Origin of the sequence: Pantoea sp. Sc1 (assembly GCF_000255315.1) — a bacterium.
GTDB lineage: Bacteria > Pseudomonadota > Gammaproteobacteria > Enterobacterales > Enterobacteriaceae > Pantoea > Pantoea anthophila.
In genome coordinates, this window is record NZ_AJFP01000001.1 from 2882434 (window position 1) to 2903488 (window position 21055).

Genomic DNA, 21055 nt, shown 5'->3' on the forward strand with positions numbered 1-21055 from the left:
CACAGCTCAGCTCAACTGCGCCACAACATGCCGTTTAACGCCGCGACAGACACTGCTGATAACGGCTGTCGACGCGCTGCGCAAACCACGCCGTCGTGAGATTGCGGGTAATTTTCGGGCTCTCCAGCTTAATGCCCGGCAGCATTTCACGCGGCAGCTTACGGCCCGCCATTTTATCCGCCAGGGTAAAGACCTGCTTCCAGAGTTCGCTGTCGCTGAACGACGCTTTCTCCCCTTTCTCCAGATCGCGCCGGATGGCGCTGTTGCTCATGTCGATCTGCTTCGACAGGGTGCGCACCGCCAGCTCGGTGCCGCCCGCCGCGTCTGAGCCATAGAGGATCAGATCGCCATCCAGCGCCAGCTTCATCCCGGTCGCCTTCGCCACCGCCGCCTGGAATGCCGCGTTGCGACTGGCGTACCAGCCCGCATTAAAGTCCGCGAAGCGGTAGAGCGGCTGGCTGTAGTCAGCCGGGTAGCCGAGCAGGTGCATGGTGCCGAAGTAGATCCCGCCGTGACGGGTAAAGACTTCACGCCGGATCGTGCCATCAACCGGCCACGGATAGCCTTTGGCATGCGCCTCGGCAAAGGCAATGCTGACCTGCATCGGCCCGCCCGTGTGGATCGGATTGAGATTGCCAAACAGCGTCTGGCCCATCGGCACCATGTCGATCAGGTCATCAAAGATGGCGCTCAGCTCTTTTTCACTGCGCACTTTGTCGAGCCGCGCCGCGTAACTTTCGCCGGTCGGGGATTTAATCAGCAGCGCCGTGCGCACCAGAAAAGCCGGCACGTGGACTTTGGCCGCCCGGCGATTGATCTCACCCCAGGCGATTTTAGGCAGGCCGGGCACGACCGCCTCGGCGCTGAAGTTGCTCTCCTGATCCGCCACGGCGATCACCGCGCAAAGGTTGCTGGCGCTGGGATCGATCTGCTGGGTGCGGAAAGAGGTGTAAATATCGTCGCTCCATGCCGCTTTGTTGCTGACATGCGACGGCAGCAGCCGCTGAATTTGTGCTTTCACATCCTCAGGCTGCCGGACCGGCGCCTCGGGGGTTTTCTTGCTGCTACAGCCCGCCAGCACCAGCGCGGCGACCAGTGTCAGACGTTGCAGAATCGGGGTGGATGACATGCCTGTCCTCAGAATGAACCAAAACCCTACTCTATCATCGCCAGCGTTTCACAGGCAGGCGGGAACTGAACTAAGGTTACCTTTTTAACGTTAAAGGAACTTACGATGTTTAAACTCTGGCCTGTTGCGGCGTTCAGCCTGTTATTAACCGGCTGCGGCGCCAATAATACGCCTGCTCAGGTGCAGTCACCGGGCGCGCCCACCTCCTCCTCGCTGAAGCTGCTGGAGACCGGCGCCAGCGTGATGCAGTCACGACCGCCGATTGAGGCGATCAACACCTATCTGGATGGCTTCCATTTTTACAATGGTGACCAGAACGGTCAGATGGAGGCACACCACTACGTCACCGTGCTGAACGAGGATGTGATGCAGGCGGTGATCTATGACGGCAACACCCGCGACGCGCGGCTGATGGGGGTGGAGTACATCATCAGCGAACGGCTGTTCAACACCCTGCCCCCGGAGGAGAAGAAGCTGTGGCACAGCCACCAGTATGAGGTGAAGTCGGGCACGCTGATTGCGCCGGGCTTACCCGCCAGCGCCGATCACGCCCTGATGAAACGCATCGTGAATACCTACGGGAAAACCTGGCACACCTGGCATACCGACCGCGATAAAACGCTGCCGCTCGGCATTCCGGCACTGATGATGGGCTTTACGGCGGATGGTCAGATGGATTCCCGGCTGCTGGCCGACCGCGACCGCCGCTTCGACGTCGACAGCAAAGCGGTTCGCGCCCGGCGCGCCGATATCGTGGCGCACCCAGCAGCAGCGGGTGCGAACGCGTGGCAGCAGGGCCAGGTGATCCAGCTGAAGCGGACGACGGGCGGCGGTGAGCACAGTCACGGCCAGACCCGCTTTGGCCCGGCGGAGCAGCTGAAGCAGCCGTAGTTCCGCGCTACTCCCAGCGCTGAGCGGCCTGGTGATCGCTGTCGCGGGCATCCACCCAGCGGTCACCCTGCTCTGTCGCTTCGCGTTTCCAGAAGGGCGCGCGCGTTTTCAGGTAATCCATGATGAATTCGGCGGCGGAAAAGGCGCTGCCGCGATGGGCGCTGGTCACGCCGACCAGCACGATTTCATCGCCGGGAAACAGCTCGCCGACGCGATGGATCACCGTGACGCGCTGCAGCGGCCAGCGTTCACGCGCCGCCGCCACGATCTCCTGCAGCGCTTTCTCGGTCATACCGGGATAGTGCTCCAGCGTCAGCGCCGCCACATCACTCCCCAGATTGTGGTTGCGGACTTTACCGGTAAAGGTCACAACCGCGCCATCTTCATCACAGGCGGCCAGCCAGCGATACGCTTCCGCCATGTCAAACGGCGCGGGGCCGACGCGAATCTGCGTGTCCATCTCAGCCTCCGGTTACGGGCGGGAAAAAGGCCACTTCATCCCCGGCGTGCAGGGGATGCGTCATCGGCACCAGCGTCTGATTGACCGCCGCCAGCAGCTTACCCGACGCCAGCGCCAGCGCCCAGCGGTCGTCCCGTGCAGCGAGGGATGCGCGCAGTGCCGCCACGTCCGGATAGTCCGCGCTGACCTCCAGTGCGGCCGTGCCGGTCAGCTCGCGCACCTGGGCAAAAAACAGCACCTTAATCATGGGCCACCGCCTGAAAATCGCCGCTTTTGCCACCGCTCTTGCTGATTAAACGCAGCTGATCGATGACGATATCTTTCTGCACCGCTTTGCACATGTCGTAGATAGTCAGCGCGGCCACCGAAGCCGCGGTCAGCGCCTCCATCTCCACGCCGGTTTTGCCACTCAGGCGGCAGAGCGAGGTGATGCGGACCCGGCTGTGTGCCGGTTCTGCTTCGAGGCTCACTTCCACTTTGCTCAGCATCAGTGGATGGCAGAGCGGAATCAGCTCCCAGGTGCGTTTCGCCGCCTGGATACCGGCGATGCGGGCGGTGGCAAAGACATCCCCTTTATGGTGGCTGCCCTCGATAATCATCTGCAGCGTTTCCGGCTGCATCAGCACCAGCACTTCTGCCCGCGCTTCGCGCACGGTTTCAGCCTTGGTGGAGACATCCACCATGTGCGCTTCGCCCGCGGCGTTAATGTGTGTAAGTTGAGACATGCTTATTGTTTCTTCAGATGTGAGACAAAATTACAGGGTGCGGTGCGCGCATCGATCTGATCGGCAATGATGCGCTCCCAGGCGGTACGGCAGGCGCTGGTCGAACCCGGCACGGCCAGAATCAGCGTCTGATTCGCCAGACCGGCAATGGCGCGTGACTGCAGGGTCGACCCGCCAATCTCCTCATAGGAGATCATCCGGAACAGTTCGCCAAATCCCTCAATCTCGCGGTCAAACAGCGGCAGCAGCGCTTCCGGCGTGCTGTTCTTCAGGTTAAACCCGGTGCCGCCGTTCACGATCACCACCTGCACATCGTCACTGGCGATCCAGCGCGACACGGTGGCACGAATGCGATAGAGATTCTCCGGCACGATAGCGTGATCGACCACGCTGTGGCCCGCTTCCGCCGCCGCGCTGCGCAGGTAGTCACCGGAGGTGTCGTTGCTGGCATCGCGACGATCGGAGACCGTCATCACCGCAATCTGCACCGCCTGAAATTCGCTGGCTGGTTTACCCATACTGCCTCCTGAAATTAGCCGCCAATGTAAGAGAGATTCTGTGTAATGCCGGTGTTGCCCTGATGGAGAAAATGGGTCTGCTTCTTCTGCCCCAGGCTGCTGGCAATGCGCGCCTGCAGTTCAGCCTGCTGGTCGTCCGACGCCAGCAGATCGCGCAGCGGAATGCCGCCGTCGCCAAACAGACAGAGGTGCAGATTGCCCTGCGCGGAGACGCGCAGACGGTTGCAGCTGGCACAGAAATCTTTGGCGTAGGGCATAATCAGGCCGATCTCGCCGACATAATCGGGATGGTAAAAAACCTGCGCCGGGCCGTCACTGCGTTCGCTTTCGCGACGCTGCCAGCCCTGAGCGATCAGCTGGTCGCGGATCACCGCACCGGAAACGTGCTGATCGCGGAACAGCGAACCGCCGTCACCGGTTTCCATCAGTTCGATAAAGCGCAGCTGAATCGGACGGGTGCGGATCCAGTCCAGGAAGGTGGCGAGATTGCGGCTGTTAAGATCGCGCATCAGCACGCTGTTGACTTTGACCTGGCGAAAACCGGCGTCAAAGGCGGCATCGATGCCGCTCATCACCTGATGAAATTTATCCTGACCGGTAATGGCGTGAAACTGGCGGGCATCCAGACTGTCCACGCTGACGTTCAGCGCGGTTAAGCCTGCCTCGCGCCACTGCTTCACGTCACGCGCCAGCCGGTAGCCGTTAGTGGTCACCGCGATCTGACGAATGGCGGCGTTTTCACGCACCGCGGCGATGATGTCGGTGAAATCACGGCGCAGCGACGGCTCACCCCCGGTCAGCCGCACTTTTTCCGTGCCGGCTGCCGCAAAGGCCCGCGTGACACGGCGGATTTCATCCAGAGAGAGAAAGCTTTTGTTACGAACTCCCTGCGGCTTGTAGCCGTCCGGGAGACAGTAGGTACAGCGGAAATTGCAGACATCCGTGACCGACAGGCGCAGGTAATAGAACTTACGCGCGTATGCATCAGTAAATTGTGACACCAGAACACCTTTCCAGATTGGGAGATGCAGTCATTTCTTCCTGCACCCTGGCAGCTCGATGGCTACGGCCTGAACCCCCTATCCGCAGACTTAGGCATTCAGGCTTGAGTGTACGCTGACCCGTTGATCAGCGCGGTAAACATGATGGTAGCGTGATTCACGCCACTCTTCCATTCGCTGTTTTCGCTATATATTCTTATACATATCGAATTTTCACCGCATTTTCGCGACAGGATACGTTAAAATACCCGCCTGATTTTGACGTAAGTCATCCGCGCGGGCTTAGCGTTTAGAGCCTCGCCACGCGAAAGGAAAGTAAGGAGAAGTATGAATCGCACACTGGCCGATCTTGATCGCGTTGTGGCACTGGGCGGCGGACACGGTCTGGGCCGCGTGATGTCTGCCCTTTCCCCGCTGGGCTCGCGTCTCACCGGCATTGTCACCACCACCGACAACGGCGGTTCAACCGGCCGTATCCGCCGTTCCGAAGGCGGGATCGCCTGGGGGGATATGCGCAACTGCCTGAACCAGCTGATTACCGAACCCAGCGTCGCCTCTGCGATGTTTGAGTATCGTTTCGCCGGTAATGGCGAACTGGCCGGGCACAACCTGGGTAACCTGATGCTGCGCGCGCTGGATCATCTCAGCGTGCGCCCGCTGGAGGCGATCAACATCATCCGCAACCTGCTGAAGGTGGATGCCTTTTTAATCCCGATGTCGGAGCAGCCGGTGGATCTGGTGGCGATGGATGCGGAAGGCAACATGGTTTACGGCGAAACGGCGATTGACGAGATGAAGCAGCCGCCGCAGGAGCTGATGCTGCATCCCAATGTCCAGCCTACGCGGGAAGCGCTGCAGGCGATTGGTGAGGCGGATCTGATCCTGATCGGGCCGGGCAGCTTCTACACCAGCCTGATGCCGATCCTGCTGATGGATGAGATGGCGCAGGCGCTGCGGCGCACGCCCGCCACCATGGTCTTTATCGGCAATCTGGGCCGCGAGCTCAGCCCCGCCGCCGCCAGCCTGTCGGTGGCTGACAAACTGGCGATGATGGAGCGTTACATCGGCAAGCGGGTGATTGATGCCGTGGTGGTCAGCCCGGCGGTCGATACCCGGGGGATTGACGATCGGCTGATCGTCCGTGAACCGCTGGAGGCCGCCGACATTAAATATCGTCACGACCGCCAGCTGCTCAGGGTGGCGCTGGAACACGCCATTCAGGGTTTTAACGGCGCTATGAGGCCGCAATAAACAGCGTACGCAGCTCATGCAGCTGGTCGCGCACGTTCGCCGCCTGCTCGAACTCCAGGTTCTGCGCATGCTGCTGCATCTGTCCCTCCAGCTCGTGGATCTTCTTCTGCAGCGCCTGAGGCGTTAAGGTCAGCAAATCGGCCTGAGCCTGCGCTTCGCCCGGGCGGGCCGGTCTGGCTTTGCCACGGGTTTTCACCACGTTGTTGCCGAGTTCCAGAATATCGGTGATCTTCTTGTTGAGGCCCTGCGGCACGATGCCATTCTTTTCATTGTGCAGCTGCTGTTTCTCACGGCGGCGTTCGGTCTCTTCAATGGCGCGCGCCATCGACGGCGTGATTTTATCGCCGTAGAGAATCGCCTTACCGTTGACGTTTCGTGCTGCACGACCGATGGTCTGGATCAGGGAACGTTCTGAACGCAGGAAGCCCTCTTTATCCGCATCCAGGATCGCGACCAGCGACACTTCCGGCATATCAAGCCCCTCACGCAGTAAGTTGATGCCCACCAGCACATCAAACTCACCCAGACGCAGGTCGCGGATGATCTCCATACGTTCCACCGTATCGATATCGGAGTGCAGATAGCGCACCTTCTCGCCATGCTCTGTCAGATATTCGGTGAGATCTTCCGCCATGCGTTTGGTCAGCACCGTCACCAGGATACGTTCATTGGCCGCCACGCGCTGACGGATCTCCGACAGCAGATCGTCAACCTGGGTGCCGACCGGACGCACTTCGATGATCGGATCGAGCAGACCGGTCGGACGCACCACCTGATCGACCACTTCATTGCCCGATTTTTCCAGCTCATATTTACCCGGCGTCGCCGACACGTAGATGGTCTGGGGCGCCAGCGCCTCAAACTCTTCAAACTTCATCGGACGGTTATCCAGCGCCGACGGCAGACGGAAGCCATACTCCACCAGCGTCTCTTTACGCGCCCGGTCGCCTTTGTACATGCCGCCAATCTGCGGAATGGTGACGTGGGACTCATCCACCACCAGCAGGCCATCGGCAGGCAGATAGTCAAACAGCGTCGGCGGCGCTTCGCCCGGCCCGCGTGCAGAGAGATAGCGCGAGTAGTTTTCGATGCCGGAGCAGTAGCCCAGCTCGCTCATCATCTCCAAATCAAACTGGGTACGCTGGGTGATGCGCTGCTCCTCCAGCAGTTTGTTGTTCTCCAGCAGCACCCGCCGGCGATCTGCCAGCTCCACTTTGATCTCTTCCATCGCCTGCAGGATGCGCTCGCGCGGCGTGACGTAGTGGGTTTTAGGGTAGATGGTGAAGCGCGGCACCACCGACTCGATCTGGCCGGTCAGCGGGTCGAACAGCGACAGCCGCTCAACCTCTTCGTCAAACAGCTCTACGCGCAGCGCAATGTCATCCGACTCCGCCGGGAAGATATCGATCACCTCGCCGCGCACCCGGAAGGTCCCGCGCTGGAACGCCTGGTCGTTTCGGGTGTATTGCAACTCTGAGAGACGACGCAGAATACTGCGCTGATCGATGATCATGCCGCGGGTCAGGTGCAGCATCATTTTCAGATAGAGATCGGGGTCGCCCAGACCGTAGATCGCGGAGACGGACGCCACCACGATCACATCCCGCCGCTCCAGCAGCGCCTTGGTGGCCGACAGACGCATCTGTTCGATGTGCTCATTCACAGAGGCATCTTTTTCGATAAAGGTGTCGGAGCTGGGCACATAGGCTTCAGGCTGATAGTAGTCGTAGTAAGAGACGAAGAACTCCACGGCGTTATCCGGGAAAAACTCTTTCATTTCGCCATAAAGCTGGGCGGCCAGCGTCTTATTGGGCGCCAGCACCATGGTCGGACGGTTGAGGTCGGCAATCACGTTGGCGACGGTAAAGGTTTTACCGGAGCCGGTTACCCCTAATAAGGTCTGATGGGCCAGTCCATCCTCCAGTCCCTCTTCCAGGCGACGGATCGCCTCAGGCTGATCGCCTGAAGGTTTAAAGGCAGAGTTTAATTTAAAGGCTTTGCTCATGAATGCATTTCCTGCTGGAGAAGTCGGCGGGCAGGCACTTATTTTACTCGGCTATGGTGATTTTGCCAGAAAATAATACTGGATATAAAAACAGTAATGGTGCAATGTTAACCCTGTTGCGGTTCCGCTCCCCTCTCTGGCGCGCGATGAAAATCCAGGCGAAGCGTGTTGCGCAAGGTTATCCCCAGGCAGAGATCGGATTTAACATTTGTCAATAGAGCGTCACAAAATTACAGTCTGGTTACCTGACAGAGAAATCGCAGGCTTGTTTTTTAATAAAATACTGATTTTAATGGCTTTAGCTTATGAGGCCAGAATCTCGTCATTATGTTATCAGGCCCCGTATTTCCTCGCTTCCAACTGGTTTTCATTACCTAATACACAAGGTTATCCACAGGAATAGTGGATAAGTGATGGCAGCCCCGCCGCCATCAGCTGTGTATAGTTTTTCCCTGCCCTTCTGACACCGCGAAAATAATTTTTTTTCCGTTAAATTTCGCGCCCGCGGCTGGCGGAATAGTCTGCATTTTTAATCCTTCCCCCCGCTGGCCAGGCAAATTTCCGGGCGCCGACTAGAATTCTTAATCAGATTCGTTGCCTTCTCAGAGCACGCCTGCACCAGGAACAGCGCCGCCAGGCACTGCAAAAGTGCAGGTGCGTAATGACCGTGGGGAATTGATAAGTTTTTCTCACCTTTCCTTCCCCGAAAGCAGGCACAGCAGCAGAAAACAGGGCCGTTTTAAGATCTGGCCTGGGAATTGCAGGACTCTCTGGCACCAACGCGCACCAGGCGCACTGAGCTGCAACGGCGACAGGGCCGCTGCTGATGACTTGTTTGCCAGACGACAGAGAGCGGAAGCATTCAGGCTAATGATCGGGAAGGAGAGTGTCAGATGCTGAGTTTACGTTCGGTGAATCAATTTTATGGTCAGAACCACATTCTCTGGGATGTGGACCTCGATCTGGCGCCTGGCACCTGCACCGGCGTTCTGGGCCGGCCTGGCATGGGCAAAACCACGCTGGTGAACTGCATCATGGGCAGACTGCCTATCAACAGCGGCTCTATCTCCTGGAAGGAAGATGGCTCCCCGCCGGAAGATCTGCTGCTGCAACCGGCTGAACAGCGGGCACAGATGGGGATCGGCTACGTGCCGCAGGGCCGCCATATTTTTACCCAGATGAGCGTGGAAGATAACCTGCTGATCGCCCTGCTGGCGGGTGCCAGTCAGCACGATCGCCATCGCGCCATTCCTGAAATGGTGTTCGATCTCTTTCCGGCACTCTATTCGCTGCGCCAGCAGCGCAGCGGCGATCTGCCTGTCGATCAGCAGCAACAGCTGGCCCTGGCGCGTGCGCTGGTGCTGCAACCTAAACTGCTGATTCTCGATGAACCCACCGACGGCATGTCGCCGTGGCTGGAGGAGGAGATGGGCAATCTGATCCGGCGGCTTAACCTCGACTACGGGCTGACCATTCTCCTGCTGGAGCAGCGCCTGTCGCTAATCCGCCGCGTGGCAGACTACTTTCTGCTGCTGCACCGCGGTCGCAATGTGGCGCACGGCAGCATGGCGCAGCTTGACGACTACACCGTCGATAAATGGCTGACGGTGGCCTGAGGGCAAAACCGGTTGCGGCGGGCAGAGCCGCCGCTGGCCGCAGTGACGGCCGGGCCGGGTCCGCTTATTCAGGCAGCGTCAGGTAGTGTCCACAGGCAGCCTGCTGCGCCTCATCCGTGAGATAGGGGATCGTGCCCAGACAGGGGGCCGGCAGGCGCTGTTTCAGGCTGGTGAGATAGTGCTGATAGCGTTTGCCCGGTGGCTCGATGGTATTCGCGATCCAGCCTGCCAGGGGCAGTCCGCGCGCCCGTACCGCCTCTGCGGTGAGCAGCGCATGGTTGATGCAGCCCAGCTTAATCCCCACCACCAGAATCACCGGCAGCTGTTCGCTGACCACCCAGTCCGCATAGGTATGCGTCTCCGACAGCGGGGTGTACCAGCCCCCGGCCCCCTCGACCAGAATCCAGTCCGCCAGCGGCTCCAGTGCCGCCAGACCGGCCGACAGCGCCAGATGGGTAATCGGCCTGCCCTCTTCCGCGCTGACGATGTGCGGCGATGTCGGTTCCATAAAGGCCAGCGGATTGACCTGCTGGTACGTTAACGCGACGCTGCTGTAACGCTGCAGGGCCAGCGCATCGCTGTTGCGGATCCCCTCCGGCGTCATCTCACAACCCGACGCCACCGGCTTATAGCCCGCACAGCGGAAGCCTGCGGCGGCGGCGGCCTGCAACAGCGCGCCGCTGGCGACCGTTTTGCCGACTTCGGTGTCGGTGCCGGTGATAAACAGGCGTTTCATGATGCACTTACTCCATAAATTAAATGATAACTCAGGCGGTAGCCGTGCCGGTCGCGCGGCCAGTGCGCCTCTAACCGGCTGAGGCGTTGCCGGGTTAACACCTGGCCGTCACGCCCCTGATGCAGATGGGTCGCGCCAATGCCCTTCAGTGAGCGCATGGCGCTGAGCGCATCGGGAAAATGGATCGTCACCCGCTCCGAGGTGCAGCGCAGCGGCCAGGCATGGCAGGCGGCGGCAATCTGCGCCTCGCTGAGAAAGCGATTGGCATGCGGCAGTGCGTCCAGATGTGACCAGGCTTCATGCACCTCCTGCAGCGAATCGTCCCCCAGGGTGGAAAAGAGCAGCGTGCCGCCGGGCCGCAGCACCCGCCGGAACTGGGCCAGCGCCTGCGGCAGATCGTCACTCCACTGCACCGCCAGGTTGCTCCAGACCAGGTCAAAGCTGTTGTCCGCCAGCGGCAGCGCATCAATATCCCCCGCCAGATAGTGCTGCGCCGCGTCGTTGCGGCGTGCCTGTTGCAGCATCTGCGGGGAGAGATCCAGCGCCGTAACCTGTTTGCCGCGCGCGCGCCAGAGCCGGCTGTACCAGCCGGTGCCACAACCGGCATCCAGCAGGTGCAGACCACTGTCGACCGGGGCGTGTGCCAGCAGGGCATCGCCGCTCAGACGCTGCAGGGCGGCATGCGCATCGTAGTGGCTCGCCGCCCGGCCAAAAGCGCGAGCGACCGCCTGTTTGTCAACCTGCAGCGTCATGCAGCGCCTCCAGTAGCCGATCGATATCCTCAGGGCGATGTGCCGCCGTCAGGGTGATGCGCAGCCGGGCGGTACCCGGTGGCACGGTAGGCGGCCGGATAGCGCTCACCCAGCAGCCCGCCTCAGCCAGCCGCGCAGAGAGCGCCACCGCCTCGCTGTTTTCACCCACCAGCAGGGGCTGAATCGCACTCTCTGAATCCATCAGCTGCCACGGCAGCGACGCCGCGCCGCGCCGGAAATGGCGGATATTCTGCTGCAGGCGCTGGCGCAGCGCCTCGCCCTGCTGAACTTCATGCAGCGCCGCCTGCAGCGCAAAAGCCTGGGCGGCGGGCATAGCGGTGGAGTAGATCAGATGACGGCTGAACTGCAGAAAGTAGTCGGCGGTGTCGGCATCGCACAGCAGGGCCGCGCCGCTGACGCCAAAGGCTTTGCCGAAGGTGATCACCTGCAGTTCCGGCCGGACGCCCTGCTGCCAGCAGCTGCCGCGCCCCTGCTCACCCACCACGCCAATGCCGTGCGCATCATCCACCAGCAGCCAGCCTCCGGCCTGACGCGTCTGCTGCGCCAGTGCGGCCAGCGGCGCGCTGTCGCCATCCATGCTGAAGATCCCCTCCGTCACCACCAGCGTCTCCCCCTCACAGGGTGAGGCGAGCCGCGCCGCCAGACTCTCCGGCGCGTTGTGGCTGAACCGGCGCAGCTGCGCCGGGCTGTGGCTGGCCGCGTCGAGCAGTGAGGCGTGGCTGAGTTTATCAGCCAGGATGCGATCGTTTTTCTCACCCAACAGATGGATCACCGCCTGGTTGGCCGCGAAACCGGAGATAAAGAGCAGCGCACGGTCATAGCCGAGCCAGTCGGCCAGCTGCGCCTCCAGATCGGCATGCTGCCGGTGATAGCCGGTTACGTGTCCTGAGGCCCCCGCGCCCGCGCCGGTCAGCGCCGCACCCTGCTGCCAGGCCGCGATCACCGCCGGATGGCGGGTCAGGCCGAGATAATCATTGCTGGAGAAGTGGTGATAGCAGCGACCGCCGCTGTGCAGCGTGCGGGTCGTCTGTTCGTCGACAATCCGTCGCTGCCGCCAGCCATCGGCCGCACGACGCTGATCCAGCGCCTGCCGGAATCGTTGCTGCCAGCTCATTACAGCGCCGCGTTGTAGAACTGTTCCGTGTCCGCATGGAACAGCTGCTCGCTGAGATGCTCTTCCTGCTGCTGATCGCCGTGCTGCGTGTGCGTATGCTCCGGGTTCAGCCCCAGTTTGCGGAACAGCACCCGATCGGTATCCTCTTCCGGGTTTGGCGTGGTCAGCAGTTTGCAGCCGTAGAAAATGGAGTTCGCCCCGGCCATAAAGCACATCGCCTGGGTCTGTTCGTTCATCTGCTCCCGGCCTGCTGAGAGACGCACATGGGAGGTCGGCATCATGATGCGCGCCACCGCGATGGTGCGGATAAAATCGAACGGTTCCACATCGTCGTTATCCGCCAGCGGTGTGCCTTTCACCTTCACCAGCATGTTGATCGGCACGCTCTCGGGTGGCGTCGGCAGATTGGCTAACTGCACCAGCAGACCGGCGCGATCGTTCACGGTTTCCCCGAGGCCGACGATCCCGCCTGAACAGACTTTGATCCCGGCGTCGCGCACTTTGCCCAGCGTATCCAGGCGCTCCTGATAACTGCGGGTGGTGATGATGGAGCCGTAAAACTCCGGAGAGGTGTCGAGGTTGTGGTTGTAGAAATCGAGACCCGCGCCCGCCAGTCGCTGCGCCTGCTGCTCGCTGAGGGTGCCCAGCGTCATGCAGGTTTCCATTCCCATCGCCTTGACGCCTTCAACCATCTTTTCCAGATAGGGCATATCGCGCTCGTGCGGATTTTTCCACGCGGCACCCATGCAGAAGCGGGTCGAACCCGCGGCTTTGGCCTGACGGGCGGAGGTCAGCACCTCTTCCACTTCCATCAGGCGTTCCGACTCCAGACCGGTCTTGTAGCGCGCACTCTGCGGGCAATATTTACAATCCTCCGGGCAGGCACCGGTTTTGATCGACAGCAGGGTACTGACCTGCACCTGACGCGGGTCGAAGTGCTGACGGTGCACCTGCTGCGCTTTAAACATCAGTTCAAGAAAGGGTTCATCAAACAGCGCTTGCGCCTGTGCAATTGTCCAGCGTTGAGCCATTACTTACTCCAAAAAGGGTGTCATCCCGACAGAAAGCAGGGGTATACTTGTAAACTATATTTTTTTATTTTGGTTTACAACTCCGATGACCCTCTCCGCGTTTACCTCTGAAGATGCCCGTTTTGACCGCCAGCATATCTGGCACCCCTACACCTCCATGCAGGATCCCCTGCCCTGCTACCCCGTGGTGGCCGCCCGCGGGGTTACGCTGCAACTCGCCGATGGCCGTGAGCTGGTGGATGGCATGTCCTCCTGGTGGGCCGCGATCCATGGCTACAACCATCCGCGTCTGAACCAGGCGCTGACCGCGCAGGTTGCACAGATGTCCCACGTCATGTTTGGTGGCATCACCCACCCGGCAGCGGTGGCGCTCTGCCGCCAGCTGGTGGCGATGACGCCTGAGGCGCTGGAGTGCGTCTTCCTGGCGGACTCCGGTTCGGTGGCGGTGGAAGTGTCGATGAAGATGGCGCTGCAATACTGGCTGGGCCGCGGTGAGACGCGCCAGACCTTTCTGACGCTGAAGCGCGGCTATCACGGCGATACCTTTGCAGCGATGTCGGTGTGCGATCCTGAGAACTCCATGCACAGCCTGTGGCGCGGCTATCTGCCGGAACATCGCTTTGCAGCGGCACCGGCCTGCGGCTTTGACGATGCGTGGCAGAGCCAGGACTTTGAGGATTTTGCCCGGCTGATTGAGACACACCATCAGCAGCTGGCGGCGGTGATTCTGGAGCCGATTGTGCAGGGCGCTGGCGGCATGCGTTTTTATCATCCGCGCTACCTGCAGCAGGTGCGGGAGACGTGCGACCACTATGGCGTGCTGCTGATTGCCGATGAGATCGCCACCGGATTCGGCCGCACCGGCAAGCTCTTTGCCTGCGAGCACGCGGGCATCACCCCGGATATTCTCTGCGTCGGCAAGGCGCTTACCGGCGGCATGATGACCCTGGCGGCCACCCTGACCACCCGCGAGGTGGCGGACACCATCAGCCGCAGTGCGGCAGGCTGTTTCATGCATGGCCCGACCTTCATGGGCAATCCGCTGGCCTGCGCGGTCGCGTCGGAGAGCCTGAAGATGCTGGCGGAAGGAGAGTGGCAATGCCAGGTGGCAAACATCGAACGGCAGCTGCGGGCTGAACTGCTGCCGCTGCGCCACTCGCCGCAGGTGGCCGACGTGCGCGTGCTGGGCGCGATTGGCGTGGTGGAAACGCATCAGGCGGTCAACATGGCGGCGCTGCAGCAGTTCTTTGTGGAACAGGGGGTCTGGATCCGCCCGTTTGGCCGCTTAATCTACCTGATGCCGCCCTACATCATCACGCCACCGGCGTTAAGCCGGCTGACCGCTGCGATTGCCGGCGCGCTGGATCATCCGCACCATTTTGTCTCCTGAGCAGGCTGACCGCTGGCACTGGCTGCGCTTTTGGTTATGATGAAAGGCTATTCATCGACAGTTAAGGAGATGTGATGCGCGTTTTTAGTCAGGATTTTAATGACGGCGAGAAGATGCCTGAGAAGCATGTTTTCAACGGCATGGGTTATCACGGCGAGAATATCTCTCCGCATCTGGCCTGGGAAGCGGCACCGGCGGGCACGAAAAGTTTTGTTGTGACCTGCTACGATCCGGATGCCCCGACCGGGTCCGGCTGGTGGCACTGGGTCGTGGCGAATATCCCGGCCAGCACCACCTCCCTGCCACAGGGTGCCGGTTCCGGTAAAGCGGAGCTGCCTGCAGGCGCCGTGCAGACCCGAACCGATTTCGGTCAGGCGGGTTACGGTGGCGCAGCACCGCCGCAGGGCGAAACCCATCGCTACATTTTCACCGTGCATGCGCTGGATGTGGAGACGATTGAAGTGGATGAAGGTGCCAGTGGCGCGATGGTCGGCTTTAATGTGCATTTCCACGCCCTGGCGAGCGCCTCGCTGACCGCGAACTATCAGTAACAGAGAACGCTTCCCTCTTCTGACCGTGTTCCCTGCATGCTCTGAGCGGATTCATTGCGGTCAGAGGCACCCGGATTTGCGTTTTTCCGCCCTCTGAATGCCTCTCCTGCTCAGGAGAGGCGTTTTTCAGGAGGAGTTACGCCTGCAGCGGATGGATCACGACCCACATCGGACCCTGGCCCACGGCATAACGCCCCAGCGGCTTTAACAACCCTTTCGGTTCATTAATGGCATAGACTTCAATGTGATGCGACTTCTGCCCTGCCGCCACCAGATAGCGTCCGCTGTGGTCGATATTAAAGCCGCGCGGCTGCGTTTCGGTCGGCTGGAACCCTTCCAGCGTCAGCTCATCACCCAGTTCGCTGACGCTGAAGATCGCCAGCGTGCTGCTGGTGCGATCGCAGGCATAGAGGAAACGGCCATCCGGCGTCAGATGAATATCGGCTGCCCAGCGCGTGCCACTGAAGTCCGGCGGCATCATGTCCAGCGTCTGCACGCTCTCGGCCTCTCCCCCGCCCTGATTTAACGCCCAGACCTCAACCGTGCTGTCGAGTTCGTTCACGCAGTAGGCGTACTGCCCGCCCGGATGGAACTGCATGTGACGCGGACCGGCACCCTCGACCGTCGTCACCTGCGCCTGCTCACGCGGCGTCAGCTGACCGTCTGCGCCCAGCGCAAACAGACAGATGCGATCCTGCTTCAGGGCCGGCACGTAGAGCGTCTTATTGTCATTGTCGATGTTGGCGGAGTGACAGCCCTCCAGTCCGTTAATCACCTGCAGCGGCGCCTGCGGAATCCCATCCTCACCAATCGGGCTGACGCTGACGCAGGCATCGTTGTAGGAGCCACAGAAGAGGAATTTCCCCTGATGATCGGTGGAGATGTGGGTCGGACTGCCGGGCAGCGGAGCCTGGCCCGCTTCCGTCAGCGTGCCGTCTGCGGCAATACGGAATGCCAGCACGCGAAAATTGGGACGAACACCGACATAGAGAAAATCGCGCTTCGGACTCACCACCATCGGCTGAACCTGGCCGGCGACATCGGTCACCTGAAGCAACGTCAGCCCACCCTCATCATTCATCTGCCAGACGTGGATCTGCTGGCTCTCGGGACTGGCGGTGTAGACAACTTGTTTCATGCATTCTCCTTTTTTGCTGCCTGATCATGAACTGTCAATCACTGTAGCGCGTTTTATTGCCGGACGCTGGAATCATTTGTGCCCTGTTTTTTGTCTCCGGGCCGCGGTCAGGTGTAGACTTTAGCCCTCGCAAACCCGGATGAATGGAAGGATTAATGAGCTACCGTGTAATTGCCCTCGACCTCGACGGCACACTGCTGACCCCCGCCAAAACGATTCTGCCGCAGTCCATCGAGGCGCTGAACCAGGCACGTCAGGCGGGTATTCACGTCGTTATCGTGACCGGACGCCATCACTGCGCCATCCATCCTTTTTATCAGGCGTTACAGCTGGAGACACCTGCGATCTGCTGCAATGGCACCTATCTGTACGATTACCAGGCGAAAAAGGTGCTGGCGTCCGACCCGCTCGATCCGCAACTCGCCCTTGAGGTGATCGACAGGCTGAACGCGCAGCGGATTCACGGCCTGCTCTATGTGGATGATGCGATGCTCTATCAGACCGCAACCGGACACGTGACGCGCACCCTGAAGTGGACCGAATCCCTCCCTGCCCACCAGCGCCCGCTGTTTCGTCAGGTGCCTGACCTCGCTCAGGCGGCGCGCGACGCCGGTTCGATCTGGAAGTTTGCGCTGTCGCATACCAACATTCCGGAACTGCAGCAGTTCGCCAGCCAGGTGGAAACGGAACTGGGGCTGGCCTGCGAATGGTCGTGGCACGATCAGGTGGATATCGCCCGCGGCGGCAACAGCAAAGGCAAACGACTGGCGCAGTGGGTTGAATCACAGGGCCTGAGCATGTCGGATGTGATCGCCTTCGGTGACAACTACAACGATCTCAGCATGCTGGAAACGGCCGGACTGGGGGTGGCGATGGGCAACGCCGACGAGGCGATTAAAGCACGGGCGAAGAAGGTGATCGGCACCAACCTTGAAACCGCCATTGCCGATACCCTCCATCAGTACGTGTTGTAATCAGGGCGTCACCGAGACGCTTTTAATCTGGGCATAGAGCCACTGATCGGGCCGGATGCCCAGCTCATCCCGCGCCCACGGCGTGATGCGTGCCCAGAGTTCGCTGATGCCGATGCGCAGCTTCACCTCAACCTGATCGCCGACCTCCACCAGCTCCACCACCTGCGCGGGCAGAATGTTGCGGATGGAGCTGTGCTGGGGTGGCTGCAGCGCCAGCGAAACGTCGGCCGAGGCGATGCGAATGCGCAGCGGGGTCTTCACCGGCTGATTCACCCGGCTGACCCAGATATGCTGATCGCCCAGCGACAGCGCGGTCATCGGGTAGTCGGGATGCTGCTCCAGGACCTGCACCCGCAGCACGCTGGTCAGTTCACTCATCGGCAGCCAGGGGCGCATCGCGCTGCTGCTCCAGACCCGCTCCAGCGGTCCGAAGGCTTTAACCCGCCCCGCATCCAGCACCAGCACGTTATCGGCCAGCTGCAGGATCTCCTCCAGGCTGTGCGAAACGTAGAGCATCGGAATATCGACCTGCTTCGCCAGCTTTTGCAGATAAGGCATCAGTTCGCGTTTGCGCGGCAGATCCAGTGACGCCAGCGGCTCATCCAGCAGCAGCATATCCGGTGCGGTCAGCAGCGCACGGCCAATGGCGACCCGCTGCTTCTCGCCGCCCGACAGCGACAGCGGAAAGCGTGGCAGCAGCGCCTCCAGCCCCAGCAGTGACACCAGGGTGTCGAACTGCGCTTTCATCGCGGGCGCCATGCCATATTGCAGGTTGCCGCGCACCCGGTAGTGGGGAAAGAGCCGGGCATCCTGAAAGACATAGCCGATACGCCGCTTTTCCGGCGGCAGCGATATCCCCTGATCCGCATCGAACAGCAGCCGGTCATTCAGCGCTATCCGTCCTCGCTGGGGCTGAGTCAGGCCGCTGATCGCGTTGATCAGCGAGGTTTTACCGGCCCCGGAGACGCCGAAGATGGCCGTGATCCCGCTGGCCGGGATCTGCAGGTCGACCTCTAAGTGATGATCGCCCTGCTGCTGCATAAAATTGAGTGACAGCATCAGCTTCCCATCCGCTTACGACCGGCACGGGCCAGCCATTCCGACGCCAGCAGCGACGCCAGCGCCAGTACAATGGCGATCACGCAGAGGCGCGCCGCCGCCCCTTCTGCACCCGGCGTCTCGATCAGGGTAAACATCGCCAGCGGCAGGGTGCGGGTCTCGCCCGGTATATTGGAGACAAAGGTGATGGTCGCGCCAAACTCACCCAGCGAGCGGGCAAAGGCGAGCACCGTCCCGACGATCACGCCTGGCAGGGTCAGCGGCAGCGTAATGGTGAAGAACACCCGCCAGCGTCCGGCCCCCAGCGTGCGCGCCGCCTGCTCCAGCCGGCTGTCGACCGCCTCCAGCGCCAGCCGGATGGCGCGCACCATCAGCGGAAAAGCGATCACCGCGGAGGCCAGTGCGGCCCCCCGCCAGCTGAAGGCGAAGCTGAAACCGAACCAGTCATAGAGCTTTTCACCGATGATGCCGCGCCGGCCCAGGCTTATCAGCAGCAGATAGCCCACCACCACCGGCGGCAGCACCAGCGGCAGATGGATCAGGCTGTCGAGCAGCGCTTTGCCGGGAAAACGGCAGCGCACCAGAACCCAGGCCATCAGGATGCCAAACGGCAGGCTGCCGAGCACGGCAATGCCAGAGACTTTGAGGCTGAGCAGTACCGCCTGCCATTCGGGATCGCTGAGTATCATTTCGTCGGTGTGAATCCGTAGTGTCTGAAGATAGCCGCCGCTTCCGGCCCTTTCAGGTAGTCATAAAACGCCTTAACGGCGGCGCGGTTGTGATCGTTAACGATCGCCATGGGATATTCCACCGGTTTGTGGCTGCTGGCCGGGAAATGCCCCACGACCTGCACTTTTTCGCTGGCCACGGCATCGGAGCCATACACTATGCCATACGGCGTTTCGTTGCGCTCGACCAGCGCCAGCGCCGCCCGCACGTTGTTAGCCGGGGCTAATACCGGCGCGACCTGCGGCCAGGCCCCCAGGTTCTGCAGCGCCTCTTTGGCGTAGAGTCCCGCCGGCACATGATCCGGGTCGCCGACCGCCAGACGTTCACCGTGCAGCAGGCTTTTCCAGTCCGTCTGCTTGTCCAGCGTAACCGCTTTTGCCGCGGCGCTGCGCGGGGCGATTAACACCAGATCGTTGCCCAGCAGCGTATAACGGCTGCTCTTCATCATGCTGTTTTTAGCGACCGCATCGTCCATCCACTGCTGATCGGCAGAGATAAAGAGATCGGCAGGGGCCCCCTGTTCAATCTGGCGTGCCAGCGTGGAAGAGGAGGCAAACGAAGCGACGACGTTCACGCCCTTCTCCTGCTGATAACGGCTGGCAATATCCTGCAGGGCATTGGTCAGTGAGGCCGCCGCAAACACGGTAATATTATCGGCGGCAACCGCCTGACCGGCCAGTGAAAAAGTGACCAGCGCCGCGACGGCCCAGCGAGTGTAATGGTGTGACATGATCTTCTCCGGCTATTCGTTGTGTAGCGGATAATATAACGCATTATCACGGCATCCCGATAAATTATCGGCAGCAGAGAGAGAAGGATGAAGGGGGGCGGGATAAAAATGACCGCGCCCGCGCAGAGAGGCGGGCGGGGCAGAAATCAGTTGTGCGAACGGGCGGAGGATTTTTCGCGATGACCAAATTTTGAGATGACGTTAAACACTTCACCCAGGCCATAAATGATGCCCAGCATCAGCGCCATCACCACAGGCACCATCAGGACGGCTACGGCGAGGCTTTTCAGTAATTCCAGCATCGGGAGTCTCACTCTGAGAATAAAAAAGTGATTGTAACGGGTCAGGAAAATTTTGCGCAGCCCTTTTCGTGCTTTTACTTTGGTCACGAAACGCCGCTATCATCGGCCTCCACACGCGTTAACCCTTTGCCGGAGCTGTCATGGAAGCCGAACTGTCCCTTCACATCCGTTTACAACAGAAACTGTTTGCCGATCCTCGTCGTATCGAGCTGCTGAAACGGGTCCGGGAAACCGGCTCAATCAGTCAGGGAGCAAAGCTGGCGGGCATCAGTTATAAAAGCGCCTGGGATGCGATTAACGAGATGAACCAGCTGGCGGATGAGACGCTGGTGGCGCGGGCCACCGGCGGCAAAGGTGGCGGCGGCGCGACGCTGACCCGCTACGGTGAACGCCTGATCCAGCTGTTTCAGCTGATGGAGCAGATCCAGCAGAAGGCCTTTGATGCCCTGCAGCAGGATGCCCTGCCGCTCGACAGCATGCTGGCGGCGATCGCCCGCTTCTCCCTGCAGACCAGCGCCCGAAACCAGCTGTTTGGCACCGTGATGAGCAATGACGCGCAGCAGGTGGTGCAGCATCTGCTGATTCAGCTGGCCGATGGGGTCACGCAGCTTAATGTGGCGCTGACGCAGCGCAGCGCCGATCGTCTTCAGCTGGCGGCGGGTAAAGAGGTGCTGGTGCTGATCAAAGCCCCCTGGATTCATATCAGCCGGGATGCCACCGGGGATGACAACCAGCTGGCGGCCACCGTCAGCGCCATTGAGCCGGGCGACGGCAAAAGTGAAGTCCTGCTGCAGATCGCCAGCGGCGAAACCCTGTGCGCCACCCTGACCCGCGAGCGGCTGCAGCAGCTGAAGCTGCAGCCGGGCGACGCAGTGACCGCCAGCTTTAATGCGGAGAACGCTATCGTCGCCACCCTGCTCTAGCGGGGAATT

23 protein-coding genes and 1 riboswitch are annotated in these 21055 nt (G+C 60.8%); of the genes, 7 read left to right on the forward strand and 16 right to left on the reverse strand.

Features of this window, described 5'->3' with window-relative positions; all coding sequences use genetic code 11:
- Positions 1 to 34: 34 nt before the first annotated feature.
- The gene (locus S7A_RS13330; RefSeq protein ID WP_009091324.1) at positions 35 to 1129 is read right to left on the reverse strand and encodes a DUF1615 domain-containing protein; all 1095 of its coding nucleotides are present in this window, start codon (positions 1127 to 1129) and stop codon (positions 35 to 37) included.
- Positions 1130 to 1234: 105 nt separating this feature from the next.
- Between S7A_RS13330 and S7A_RS13335 the strand changes: the two genes are divergently transcribed.
- Complete coding sequence (locus tag S7A_RS13335) at positions 1235 to 2020, forward strand: OBAP family protein (RefSeq protein WP_009091325.1); 786 nt, start codon at positions 1235 to 1237, stop codon at positions 2018 to 2020.
- Positions 2021 to 2027: 7 nt separating this feature from the next.
- On the opposite strand, the gene moaE is transcribed toward S7A_RS13335, so the two are convergent.
- The 5 genes from moaE to moaA form a co-directional block, all read right to left on the reverse strand.
- Complete coding sequence (moaE, locus tag S7A_RS13340; protein ID WP_009091326.1) at positions 2028 to 2480, reverse strand: molybdopterin synthase catalytic subunit MoaE; 453 nt, start codon at positions 2478 to 2480, stop codon at positions 2028 to 2030.
- 1 nt (position 2481) lies between these two features.
- The gene (gene moaD / locus S7A_RS13345) at positions 2482 to 2727 is read right to left on the reverse strand and encodes a molybdopterin synthase sulfur carrier subunit (RefSeq protein ID WP_009091327.1); all 246 of its coding nucleotides are present in this window, start codon (positions 2725 to 2727) and stop codon (positions 2482 to 2484) included.
- Positions 2720 to 3205 (reverse strand): cyclic pyranopterin monophosphate synthase MoaC, encoded by a 486-nt coding sequence (moaC, locus tag S7A_RS13350; RefSeq protein ID WP_009091328.1) that lies wholly within the window; start codon positions 3203 to 3205, stop codon positions 2720 to 2722. Before moaC ends, moaD begins: the two co-directional genes overlap by 8 nt.
- A 2-nt stretch (positions 3206 to 3207) precedes the next feature.
- The gene (gene moaB / locus S7A_RS13355; protein WP_009091329.1) at positions 3208 to 3723 is read right to left on the reverse strand and encodes a molybdenum cofactor biosynthesis protein B; all 516 of its coding nucleotides are present in this window, start codon (positions 3721 to 3723) and stop codon (positions 3208 to 3210) included.
- A gap of 14 nt (positions 3724 to 3737) precedes the next feature.
- Positions 3738 to 4724, reverse strand: coding sequence for a GTP 3',8-cyclase MoaA (gene moaA / locus S7A_RS13360; protein ID WP_009091330.1), 987 nt, complete (start codon positions 4722 to 4724; stop codon positions 3738 to 3740).
- Positions 4714 to 4847, reverse strand: a riboswitch (molybdenum cofactor riboswitch). It overlaps the preceding gene by 11 nt.
- A 204-nt stretch (positions 4848 to 5051) precedes the next feature.
- Here moaA and yvcK point away from each other — a divergent pair.
- Positions 5052 to 5975: a uridine diphosphate-N-acetylglucosamine-binding protein YvcK gene (gene yvcK, locus S7A_RS13365; protein ID WP_009091333.1), complete on the forward strand. Its 924-nt coding sequence runs from the start codon at positions 5052 to 5054 to the stop codon at positions 5973 to 5975.
- Here yvcK and uvrB read toward each other — a convergent pair.
- The gene (uvrB, locus tag S7A_RS13370; RefSeq protein ID WP_009091335.1) at positions 5959 to 7980 is read right to left on the reverse strand and encodes an excinuclease ABC subunit UvrB; all 2022 of its coding nucleotides are present in this window, start codon (positions 7978 to 7980) and stop codon (positions 5959 to 5961) included. The two genes, yvcK and uvrB, sit on opposite strands and share 17 nt — an antisense overlap.
- Positions 7981 to 8873: 893 nt before the next feature.
- Here uvrB and S7A_RS13380 point away from each other — a divergent pair.
- On the forward strand, positions 8874 to 9596 hold the full coding sequence (locus S7A_RS13380; protein WP_009091339.1) for an ABC transporter ATP-binding protein: 723 nt from the start codon (positions 8874 to 8876) through the stop codon (positions 9594 to 9596).
- Between the two features lie 64 nt (positions 9597 to 9660).
- Here S7A_RS13380 and bioD read toward each other — a convergent pair whose 3' ends face one another.
- The 4 genes from bioD to bioB are packed head-to-tail and all read right to left on the reverse strand — an operon-like array spanning position 9661 to position 13250.
- Entirely contained in the window at positions 9661 to 10332 is a 672-nt protein-coding gene (bioD, locus tag S7A_RS13385) for a dethiobiotin synthase (RefSeq protein ID WP_009091340.1), read from the reverse strand.
- Positions 10329 to 11084 (reverse strand): malonyl-ACP O-methyltransferase BioC, encoded by a 756-nt coding sequence (bioC, locus tag S7A_RS13390; protein ID WP_009091341.1) that lies wholly within the window; start codon positions 11082 to 11084, stop codon positions 10329 to 10331. Before bioC ends, bioD begins: the two co-directional genes overlap by 4 nt.
- Positions 11068 to 12219: an 8-amino-7-oxononanoate synthase gene (gene bioF, locus S7A_RS13395; RefSeq protein WP_009091342.1), complete on the reverse strand. Its 1152-nt coding sequence runs from the start codon at positions 12217 to 12219 to the stop codon at positions 11068 to 11070. The genes bioC and bioF overlap by 17 nt, the downstream gene beginning before the upstream one ends.
- Positions 12219 to 13250, reverse strand: coding sequence for a biotin synthase BioB (gene bioB, locus S7A_RS13400; protein WP_009091343.1), 1032 nt, complete (start codon positions 13248 to 13250; stop codon positions 12219 to 12221). The genes bioF and bioB overlap by 1 nt, the downstream gene beginning before the upstream one ends.
- An 85-nt stretch (positions 13251 to 13335) precedes the next feature.
- On the opposite strand from bioB, the gene bioA reads away from it, so the two are divergent.
- Complete coding sequence (bioA, locus tag S7A_RS13405) at positions 13336 to 14640, forward strand: adenosylmethionine--8-amino-7-oxononanoate transaminase (RefSeq protein ID WP_009091344.1); 1305 nt, start codon at positions 13336 to 13338, stop codon at positions 14638 to 14640.
- 74 nt (positions 14641 to 14714) lie between these two features.
- Positions 14715 to 15191 (forward strand): kinase inhibitor, encoded by a 477-nt coding sequence (locus tag S7A_RS13410; RefSeq protein ID WP_009091345.1) that lies wholly within the window; start codon positions 14715 to 14717, stop codon positions 15189 to 15191.
- A 136-nt stretch (positions 15192 to 15327) separates the two neighbouring features.
- On the opposite strand, the gene pgl is transcribed toward S7A_RS13410, so the two are convergent.
- Positions 15328 to 16329 (reverse strand): 6-phosphogluconolactonase, encoded by a 1002-nt coding sequence (pgl, locus tag S7A_RS13415; protein WP_009091346.1) that lies wholly within the window; start codon positions 16327 to 16329, stop codon positions 15328 to 15330.
- A gap of 155 nt (positions 16330 to 16484) precedes the next feature.
- Here pgl and S7A_RS13420 point away from each other — a divergent pair, with 155 nt between their 5' ends.
- Entirely contained in the window at positions 16485 to 17303 is an 819-nt protein-coding gene (locus S7A_RS13420; protein WP_009091348.1) for a pyridoxal phosphatase, read from the forward strand.
- Here S7A_RS13420 and modC read toward each other — a convergent pair whose 3' ends face one another.
- The 4 genes from modC to S7A_RS20880 form a co-directional block, all read right to left on the reverse strand.
- Complete coding sequence (gene modC / locus S7A_RS13425) at positions 17304 to 18362, reverse strand: molybdenum ABC transporter ATP-binding protein ModC (RefSeq protein WP_009091349.1); 1059 nt, start codon at positions 18360 to 18362, stop codon at positions 17304 to 17306. It abuts the gene before it with no gap.
- Positions 18362 to 19051 carry a molybdate ABC transporter permease subunit gene (modB, locus tag S7A_RS13430; protein ID WP_009091352.1) on the reverse strand — a complete coding sequence of 230 codons (690 nt, stop codon included), beginning with the start codon at positions 19049 to 19051 and terminating at the stop codon, positions 18362 to 18364. The genes modC and modB overlap by 1 nt, the downstream gene beginning before the upstream one ends.
- Entirely contained in the window at positions 19048 to 19821 is a 774-nt protein-coding gene (gene modA / locus S7A_RS13435) for a molybdate ABC transporter substrate-binding protein (RefSeq protein ID WP_009091354.1), read from the reverse strand. The genes modB and modA overlap by 4 nt, the downstream gene beginning before the upstream one ends.
- Positions 19822 to 19967: 146 nt before the next feature.
- Positions 19968 to 20123, reverse strand: coding sequence for an AcrZ family multidrug efflux pump-associated protein (locus S7A_RS20880; protein WP_009091356.1), 156 nt, complete (start codon positions 20121 to 20123; stop codon positions 19968 to 19970).
- Between the two features lie 140 nt (positions 20124 to 20263).
- Here S7A_RS20880 and modE point away from each other — a divergent pair, with 140 nt between their 5' ends.
- Positions 20264 to 21046, forward strand: coding sequence for a molybdenum-dependent transcriptional regulator (gene modE, locus S7A_RS13445; RefSeq protein WP_009091358.1), 783 nt, complete (start codon positions 20264 to 20266; stop codon positions 21044 to 21046).
- Positions 21047 to 21055: the final 9 nt, after the last annotated feature.

Bases quoted from the DNA above. Each gene is read 5' to 3' on its own strand.
- S7A_RS20880 (WP_009091356.1), bottom strand. From the start codon at position 20,123: ATGCTGGAATTACTGAAAAGCCTCGCCGTAGCCGTCCTGATGGTGCCT.
- moaE (WP_009091326.1), bottom strand. From the start codon at position 2,480: ATGGACACGCAGATTCGCGTCGGCCCCGCGCCGTTTGACATGGCGGAA.
- modA (WP_009091354.1), bottom strand. From the start codon at position 19,821: ATGTCACACCATTACACTCGCTGGGCCGTCGCGGCGCTGGTCACTTTT.
- moaC (WP_009091328.1), bottom strand. From the start codon at position 3,205: ATGTCTCAACTTACACACATTAACGCCGCGGGCGAAGCGCACATGGTG.
- S7A_RS13380 (WP_009091339.1), top strand. From the start codon at position 8,874: ATGCTGAGTTTACGTTCGGTGAATCAATTTTATGGTCAGAACCACATT.
- moaB (WP_009091329.1), bottom strand. From the start codon at position 3,723: ATGGGTAAACCAGCCAGCGAATTTCAGGCGGTGCAGATTGCGGTGATG.
- modB (WP_009091352.1), bottom strand. From the start codon at position 19,051: ATGATACTCAGCGATCCCGAATGGCAGGCGGTACTGCTCAGCCTCAAA.
- S7A_RS13335 (WP_009091325.1), top strand. From the start codon at position 1,235: ATGTTTAAACTCTGGCCTGTTGCGGCGTTCAGCCTGTTATTAACCGGC.
- modC (WP_009091349.1), bottom strand. From the start codon at position 18,362: ATGCTGTCACTCAATTTTATGCAGCAGCAGGGCGATCATCACTTAGAG.
- S7A_RS13410 (WP_009091345.1), top strand. From the start codon at position 14,715: ATGCGCGTTTTTAGTCAGGATTTTAATGACGGCGAGAAGATGCCTGAG.
- bioF (WP_009091342.1), bottom strand. From the start codon at position 12,219: ATGAGCTGGCAGCAACGATTCCGGCAGGCGCTGGATCAGCGTCGTGCG.
- bioB (WP_009091343.1), bottom strand. From the start codon at position 13,250: ATGGCTCAACGCTGGACAATTGCACAGGCGCAAGCGCTGTTTGATGAA.
- moaD (WP_009091327.1), bottom strand. From the start codon at position 2,727: ATGATTAAGGTGCTGTTTTTTGCCCAGGTGCGCGAGCTGACCGGCACG.
- bioA (WP_009091344.1), top strand. From the start codon at position 13,336: ATGACCCTCTCCGCGTTTACCTCTGAAGATGCCCGTTTTGACCGCCAG.
- bioC (WP_009091341.1), bottom strand. From the start codon at position 11,084: ATGACGCTGCAGGTTGACAAACAGGCGGTCGCTCGCGCTTTTGGCCGG.
- pgl (WP_009091346.1), bottom strand. From the start codon at position 16,329: ATGAAACAAGTTGTCTACACCGCCAGTCCCGAGAGCCAGCAGATCCAC.
- S7A_RS13330 (WP_009091324.1), bottom strand. From the start codon at position 1,129: ATGTCATCCACCCCGATTCTGCAACGTCTGACACTGGTCGCCGCGCTG.
- uvrB (WP_009091335.1), bottom strand. From the start codon at position 7,980: ATGAGCAAAGCCTTTAAATTAAACTCTGCCTTTAAACCTTCAGGCGAT.
- S7A_RS13420 (WP_009091348.1), top strand. From the start codon at position 16,485: ATGAGCTACCGTGTAATTGCCCTCGACCTCGACGGCACACTGCTGACC.
- modE (WP_009091358.1), top strand. From the start codon at position 20,264: ATGGAAGCCGAACTGTCCCTTCACATCCGTTTACAACAGAAACTGTTT.
- bioD (WP_009091340.1), bottom strand. From the start codon at position 10,332: ATGAAACGCCTGTTTATCACCGGCACCGACACCGAAGTCGGCAAAACG.
- yvcK (WP_009091333.1), top strand. From the start codon at position 5,052: ATGAATCGCACACTGGCCGATCTTGATCGCGTTGTGGCACTGGGCGGC.